Here is a 6,289-nt window from a genome sequence, read left to right on the forward strand (position 1 = left end):
TCGACGGGAGCAGGCGGTGCGGGTCGGATCAGGCGGTGCAGGAGAGCGTGGGTGTGGAGGTGCTCCCCGTGTGTGTGCCGATGAAGCCGAACGAGGTCGACTGCCCGGCGGAGAGTGCGCCGTTGTGGCTGGCGTTGCTCGCGGTGACATCGGCGCCGTCACTGCTCACCGAGGCGTTCCAGGCGTGCGAGACGCTCTCGCCACCGCCGAAGCTCCACGTCACGGTCCAGCCGGTGACATCGGCTCCGGCGGTGACGGTCACCTCTCCCTGGAAACCGCCCTGCCACTCACCGGTCACGGCGTAGTCGGCCTCGCAGTCACCGCTCGGCGGGTCGGTCGGCTCCTCGGTGGGCGGGTCCGTGGGCGGGTCGGTCGGTTCGCCCGCACCGCCGTAGATCGGCGCCTCGACCGCGGTCGAGGCGATCCCGTCGGGACCGTTGAAGATGCGCTCGCCCCAGGGGGTGAGGCTGTTCACGTCGAATCCGTTCACCATGTCCAGGTACTCGACAGGACTGCCGTTGCCGCTCCAGGACCAGCCGACGTAGCCCAGCCCGAGACGTTCGGCGTTGGCCATGATGGCGTCCTCGTCGGGGTCACCGTCGGAGTGGTCGTGGCCGAACTCGCCGACCATCAGCGGCAGGCCCGCGTCGGCGAAGTGCTCCATGTAGGAGACGACCGCCGACTCCTGCTCGTAGACCCCGTACATGTGGATGGAGAACATCGTGTTGCCGTGCGGGTCGGAGTCGAGCACCGACTGGGCGTCGTCGCGCATGATGCCCTGCCAGTCCTGGCCCCAGTTGGGCGCGTCAGCGACCAGCGTGTGGTCGAAACCCGCGTCACGCAGGCGGTTGACGGCCGCACTGGTGTCGCTGGCCCAGCCCTGGTTGACCGACTCGTCGTTGCCGTAGGGCTCGTTGCCGATGTTGACGAGGACGTGGTCCTCCTCGCCCTGGACGGCGTCCTGCACGCGCAGCCAGTAGTCCACGGCCCGGTCCAGCGACACGGCCTCGGACTCCTCTCCGTAGCCGGTGGTGTCGTGCACCTCCAGTACGCAGATCAGCCGGTTGGCCTTGCACTCGGCGACGATGCCGGCGACCTCGTCGGCGTCGTTCTCCTGCCACTGGTCGCCGCTGCTGAGGACCACGCGGACGGTGTTGGCGCCCAGCGACTTGATGTCGGCGAGGGCGTTCGTCTCCTGCGTGTACCAGGCATGCGGGTGGCTGACACCGCGGATGACGAAGTCGTTCCCGGATGCGTCGACCAGGCGGCCGTCGCTGACGCGGAAGCCGGTGTCGGCGTGGGCTGGCAGCGTGTACGCGAGCAGTGCCGCCACCAGGGTCAGGACCGACCCCAAGGCGATCAGTAGGCGTTTGACCATCGCGGATCTCCAGACGAGAGAGACAACGTTGTCGGATTACGGAGGACCGCTGTCCTGGGACAGCGGGTGGTGGGCGCCGGGGGAGGCGGCTACGGTCCCCCGGCGCCCGGTCATGATGCAGGCGTGGCCTGTTCCGGGGCGGTCACGTCCGCATACTGGGCGTCGTTTCCTCCGCGCCTGGGGTCAGACGCGGTTCAGGACCCGCTGGTGCAGGTCAGTTGTGGCGCCGAGACGCCTCCGCTGTGGTTGCCGACGAAGCCGAACTCGGTCGACTGCCCGGCGGAGAGGGTGCCGTTGTGGCTGGCGTTGCTCGCGGTGACGTTCGAACCGCTGCTGTTCACCGAGGCGTTCCAGGCGTGTGAGACACTCTCGCCACCGCCGAAGCTCCACGTCACGGTCCATCCCGTGAGGCTGGCGCCCGCGGTGACGGTCACCTCGGCCTGGAATCCGTTGTTCCACTCGTTGGTGACCCTGTAGTCGGCCTCGCAGTCACCGCTCGGCGGGTCCGTCGGCGGGTCCGTGGGCTCCTCGGTGGGCGGATCGGTCGGCTCCGAGTCACCGCCGAGAGCCTCGTGGATCGCCCAGTAGGCGGGCTTCTTCTGGTAGTCGCCGTCGATGGGCAGGGGCGCGTCGTAGCCGTCGAAGTGGTCGGGGACCCAGGAGTGGGCGTCGCCGACACCCCACACGATCACGCCCGAGCACGCGCTGACCGAGTAGCAGGAGTCGACCACGCTCTCGTAGTCCCTGGCCTGCTGCTCCAGCTTCTGCTCGGTGACGGGTGTCTGGACGCGGATGTCGAGCTCGGTGATCATCACCTCCAGCCCCAGGTCGGCGAAGCGCTGGATGTTCTGCTGGACGTCGGAGGGGACCTGGCCGGAGATCATGTGGCCTTGCAGACCGATGCCGTCGATCGGCACGCCCTGCGCCAACAGGTCCCTGACCAGGTCGTAGTAGGCGTCGCTCTTGGCGTTGATCCCGTCGATGTTGTAGTCGTTGATGAACAGGCGTGCGTCGGGGTCGGCCTCGTCGGCCATCCGGAAGGCCTCGGCGATGAAGTCCTGCCCCAGCGTCCGGTAGAAGACCGAGTCGCGGAACCGGGCGTCGTCGCCGATGGGCTCGTTGACCACGTCCCAGGTCCCGATCTGACCGCGGTAGCGGCCCATCGTGGTGCTGATGTGGTCCTGCATGACGTCCCGCAGCTGGTCCTGGCTGAAGTTGCCGTTCTCCACCCAGGAGGGCAGCTGGCTGTGCCACACCAACGTGTGACCGTGGATCATCTGGTCGTTCTGCTGGGCGAAGTCCACGACCCGGTCAGCGTTGGACCAGTTGAACTGCCCCTGCTGTGGCTGGACCGTCTCCCACTTGAGGTCGTTCTCGTGGGTGACGGAGTTGAACTCCGTGGCGGCCGTCCGCTGGTAGCCGGACTGGTCCAGCAGGTGGGAGGCGACCGCGGTGCCCATGCGCACGCCCCGCTGGTCGGCCAGATCCCTGAGGCTGGCCTGCTGGGCCTGGACAGCGTCCTCCGCAGACACCGGAGCGCCCTCCTGGCCGTGGGCGACGGCGAAACCGCCCGTGACGAGTGCGAAGGCGAGGGTGACCGCGCCGACGGCCCCGCCCCGGAGCCGTCTTCGGCCCTTGGTAACCGGCATGGTGTTCCTTTCGTTCGATGGGGTGGGGGCGGGCGCACGGGGCACCCGCCCCCTCGCGGCCACGGCCCTCTAGGAGCCGTCGCCGAACAACTCGCCGTGGGTGGCGAGAGCTGTGGCCACGTCGACCTGTGCCCAGAACCTGTGGTAGGTGAACTCGGGCACCGGACCGCCGTTGAGGTAGGACTCGACCTGGGGCCAGTTCGGGTCGTCCTCGTAGAAGGACCGGATGGACAGGAACGTGGAGTCGGAGTCGATCGGGTCACCGTTGGCCATCTGGCCGGTCCATCCCTCGGGGATGTGGAGCCCGCCGTCCGGGGAGTCGAACGGGTCGTCGAAGCGCTCGTAGTCGGCCCGTTCCTCGGGGACGGCCACCCCCAGGTCGTCCTGGTGGACGAGCAGCGCCTCCAGCAGGTCCTCGGCCATCTCGCGGGACTCGGTGTCGCCGGTGGCCGCGGAGTAGTGCATGAGGGTCTTGGCCAGGCCCGCGGCGATGCCGACGTCCTGACCGTGTGAGACGACCTCGACGTTCAGGTCGGGGTTGCCCGTGGACTCACCCGTCCAGTCGTCGGGCTGGCCGCTCCACTCCATGTCGGCGGGGATGGCGAACTCGCCGTTCCCACCGACGGTGGTGTTCTCGATCGCCCAGGGCACCCAGTCGTCCAGGATTCCTCCGGCGCGCTCGTCACCGGTGATGCGGTAGTACTCGGCCACACGCTCGATGTCCCAGACCTGGAACCCGAACCAGCGGTTCGAGGGCGGGTCGTGCCAGACAGGCTTCTCGTCGTAGTACAGGCCGTAGAAGGTCGACGTGCCCGCGGGCGGCTCGGCGTAGGTGCCCTCCCAGCTGTTGGTCGCACCGCCGGCGATACCGCCGTCAGAGGCCTGGAGCCACTCGAGGAACTCCAGCTGCCGGTCGAGACTGGTGTCCCAGTCCTCGACGCCGGTGGGCGAACCCGGCTGGAGCGCGTCCACCTCCGAGAGCGCGTAGGCGGCCATCACGTTCTGGTAGCCCTGGTGGGCGGAGGATCCGCCGATTCGCCAGGCCCAGGGGTACTCGGCGCTTTCCAGGGCACCGCCCCAGGAGTAGTACCAGGCCATGAGGTAGTGCGCGGAGTCCTTGCCCGATCCGGGTGAGCAGGACTCGGCACCGACGCAGTCGCCGATCTCCTTGAAGTACTTGTCGAACATGGCGTAGCGCAGGTAGTCGCCCATCTTCGCCGCGTTGGTGACGTTCTCGGCGATGGCGCCCTCGTTGCCCTGCTCGGAAGCCCACTCGTGCGCGAGGTAGGCCACCTGGACGGCGCGCGCGTCAGCGTCGGGGGCGTTGGTGTAGCGCCACTGCTCCGAGTAGCTGTCGTCGTCGGTGAACAGGTCGAGGAACCCGTTCTCGCCACCGTGCTCGAAGGTCTCGCAGGACGGGTGCGGGACGGTCTCCCAGACCGACTCGTTGGAGCCGCGCTGGAAGGTGTTGACATAGGCGGGGACGTCGTCGCTGCCATCGCCGCAGAACCCGTAGCCGTAGGCGTTGTCCACGTCCAGCAGCCAGTGCATGCCGTAGACCTCGTCAGTGCCGTAGGTACTGCTCAGCTCGTTGGAGAGCGGGTCCTCGCCGGCCTGGGCCTCGGGGGACAGCGGCATCGGGTAGTCGCTCGGGTCGAGCGACTCGGGGATGTAGGTCGCGGGGTCCGAGGGGTCGTAGGAGCCGTTCGTGGGCTGGTCGGCGGTGCCCGGGATGATGAAGGCCTCCATGGACGCCCAGGCGTCGTTGAAGGGTCCCCAGTCGCCGGTGATCCTGCCGTAGGCCGCCTCCAGCCACAGGTAGTAGCTGTAGGCCTCGGAGGTGGTGGCGTGCCCGTAGTCGGGTGCCTCCACGATGAGGGTCTCCACCGAGTGGTAGGGCACGAGGAGACCGTCGACCTCGCGGAAGTAGCCGCTGTCGGGGTCCTTGATCTTCTCGTACTGGGTGAGGAACTCCTCCTCGTACTCGGTGGAGGCCGCTCCCCGTTCGCGCGCGGTGACCACCACGGGGTCATAGCCCTGGGCGGAGACCGTGAACTCGGCCCGCGCGGGCTCGCCCGTGCCGTCACCGGAGGAGGCGATGGTCACCTCCTGGGGGGTGTCCCAGTCGGTGCCGCCGAAGGTCAGGGAGCCTCCCGAGGCCACCGACAGGGCTTCGCTGCCGGAGGTGCGCTCCACGTTGACGGAGACGGCGCCGCCGGGCTCGGCGGACAGCGCGACGTCGAGGGCGGCCTCGCCGCCGGGATCCAGGCTGACCGAGGCGGGGTCCACGAGCAGGGCCGGGTCCTCGGGTTCGGGTTCCTCGTCCCCGCCCGCGCAGTCGGCGCCGTTGAGGGTGAACTCGGTGGGAGCTGCGTTGCTGCCGCTGTAGGTGGCCTGGAAGCCGAAGGTCGCGGTCTGGCCGGTGCCGAGTCCGCTCTCCCAGGCCGGCGCCTGGGCGCTCACGGAAGCTCCGCTCTGGGAGACCTCGGCGTTCCAGCTGTTGGTGACCTGCTGGTCGCCCGTGAACTCCCAGCCCAGAGTCCAGCTGGAGAGGGGTTCGGCCTCGTTGGTGACCGAGACCTCGGCGGTGAAACCGGACCCCCAGTCGTTGACCTGGTAGTCGACCGAGCAGATCGGTGCCGCTTGTGCGGGTCCGGCTGGGAGGAGGGCGGCTACGAGTGCCGCGCCGAAGAGCGCGGACGCGGGTCTGCGCCAGCTCGTGCTGCGCGGACCGGTGCGTGGGGTGATCACGTGTCCTCCTTGGACAGGTTCTCCTTCCCGGGCACCGCGGACGCCGGAGGGCGTGGCCGGTGCGGGGGGTTACCGGGGGATCCGGCCGGGTCGGAGTGCGGGTGTGTTGTGGAGGGAGCCCGGTGGCGGCGCTGCCACTCGGGGCTCAGGGCCCGGGGCGGGCCTTACGTGTCGTCGCGGTACGGCTTGGAAAGCGCATGCCTGTCGTCGCACACGTTTGCGGGAGCGCTCCCATTACGTGTGGGCCGAAGTTAACACCATCGACACAGGCAGACAATGGGTGTATAGCGAGTTACTTGCCGTTAAGTTTCCGGAATATTCCGGGCACTCCGAGGCGGGCCGGACCGCCCCGGAGTGCCCGAGCGCAGCGCGGGGCGGAGGTGCCCGCTCGCCGTGGAGCGGACACCTCTCACGTGTGGCCCTGCGCGGCTAGCGGGTTACTGGATGGGTGGGTGGGCGTTGGCCAGGAGCTCCTGGAACTGCTCGGAGAACCAGTGCCCCGACACCGGAG

Annotated in this window: 3 protein-coding genes; all 3 read right to left on the reverse strand. The window is 68.8% G+C overall.

The window, feature by feature from the left end; all coding sequences use genetic code 11:
* Nucleotides 1–28: 28 nt before the first annotated feature.
* Nucleotides 29–1,378: a cellulase family glycosylhydrolase gene (locus AC0T5L_RS15655; RefSeq protein WP_476166204.1), complete on the reverse strand. Its 1,350-nt coding sequence runs from the start codon at nucleotides 1,376–1,378 to the stop codon at nucleotides 29–31.
* A 194-nt stretch (nucleotides 1,379–1,572) separates the two neighbouring features.
* Nucleotides 1,573–3,027 (reverse strand): endo-1,4-beta-xylanase, encoded by a 1,455-nt coding sequence (locus AC0T5L_RS15660; protein WP_476166205.1) that lies wholly within the window; start codon nucleotides 3,025–3,027, stop codon nucleotides 1,573–1,575.
* A gap of 69 nt (nucleotides 3,028–3,096) precedes the next feature.
* On the reverse strand, nucleotides 3,097–5,778 hold the full coding sequence (locus AC0T5L_RS15665; RefSeq protein WP_476166206.1) for a glycoside hydrolase family 48 protein: 2,682 nt from the start codon (nucleotides 5,776–5,778) through the stop codon (nucleotides 3,097–3,099).
* Between the last annotated feature and the right edge of the window lie 511 nt (nucleotides 5,779–6,289).

This window comes from Nocardiopsis sp. TRM 82005 (assembly GCF_056312425.1).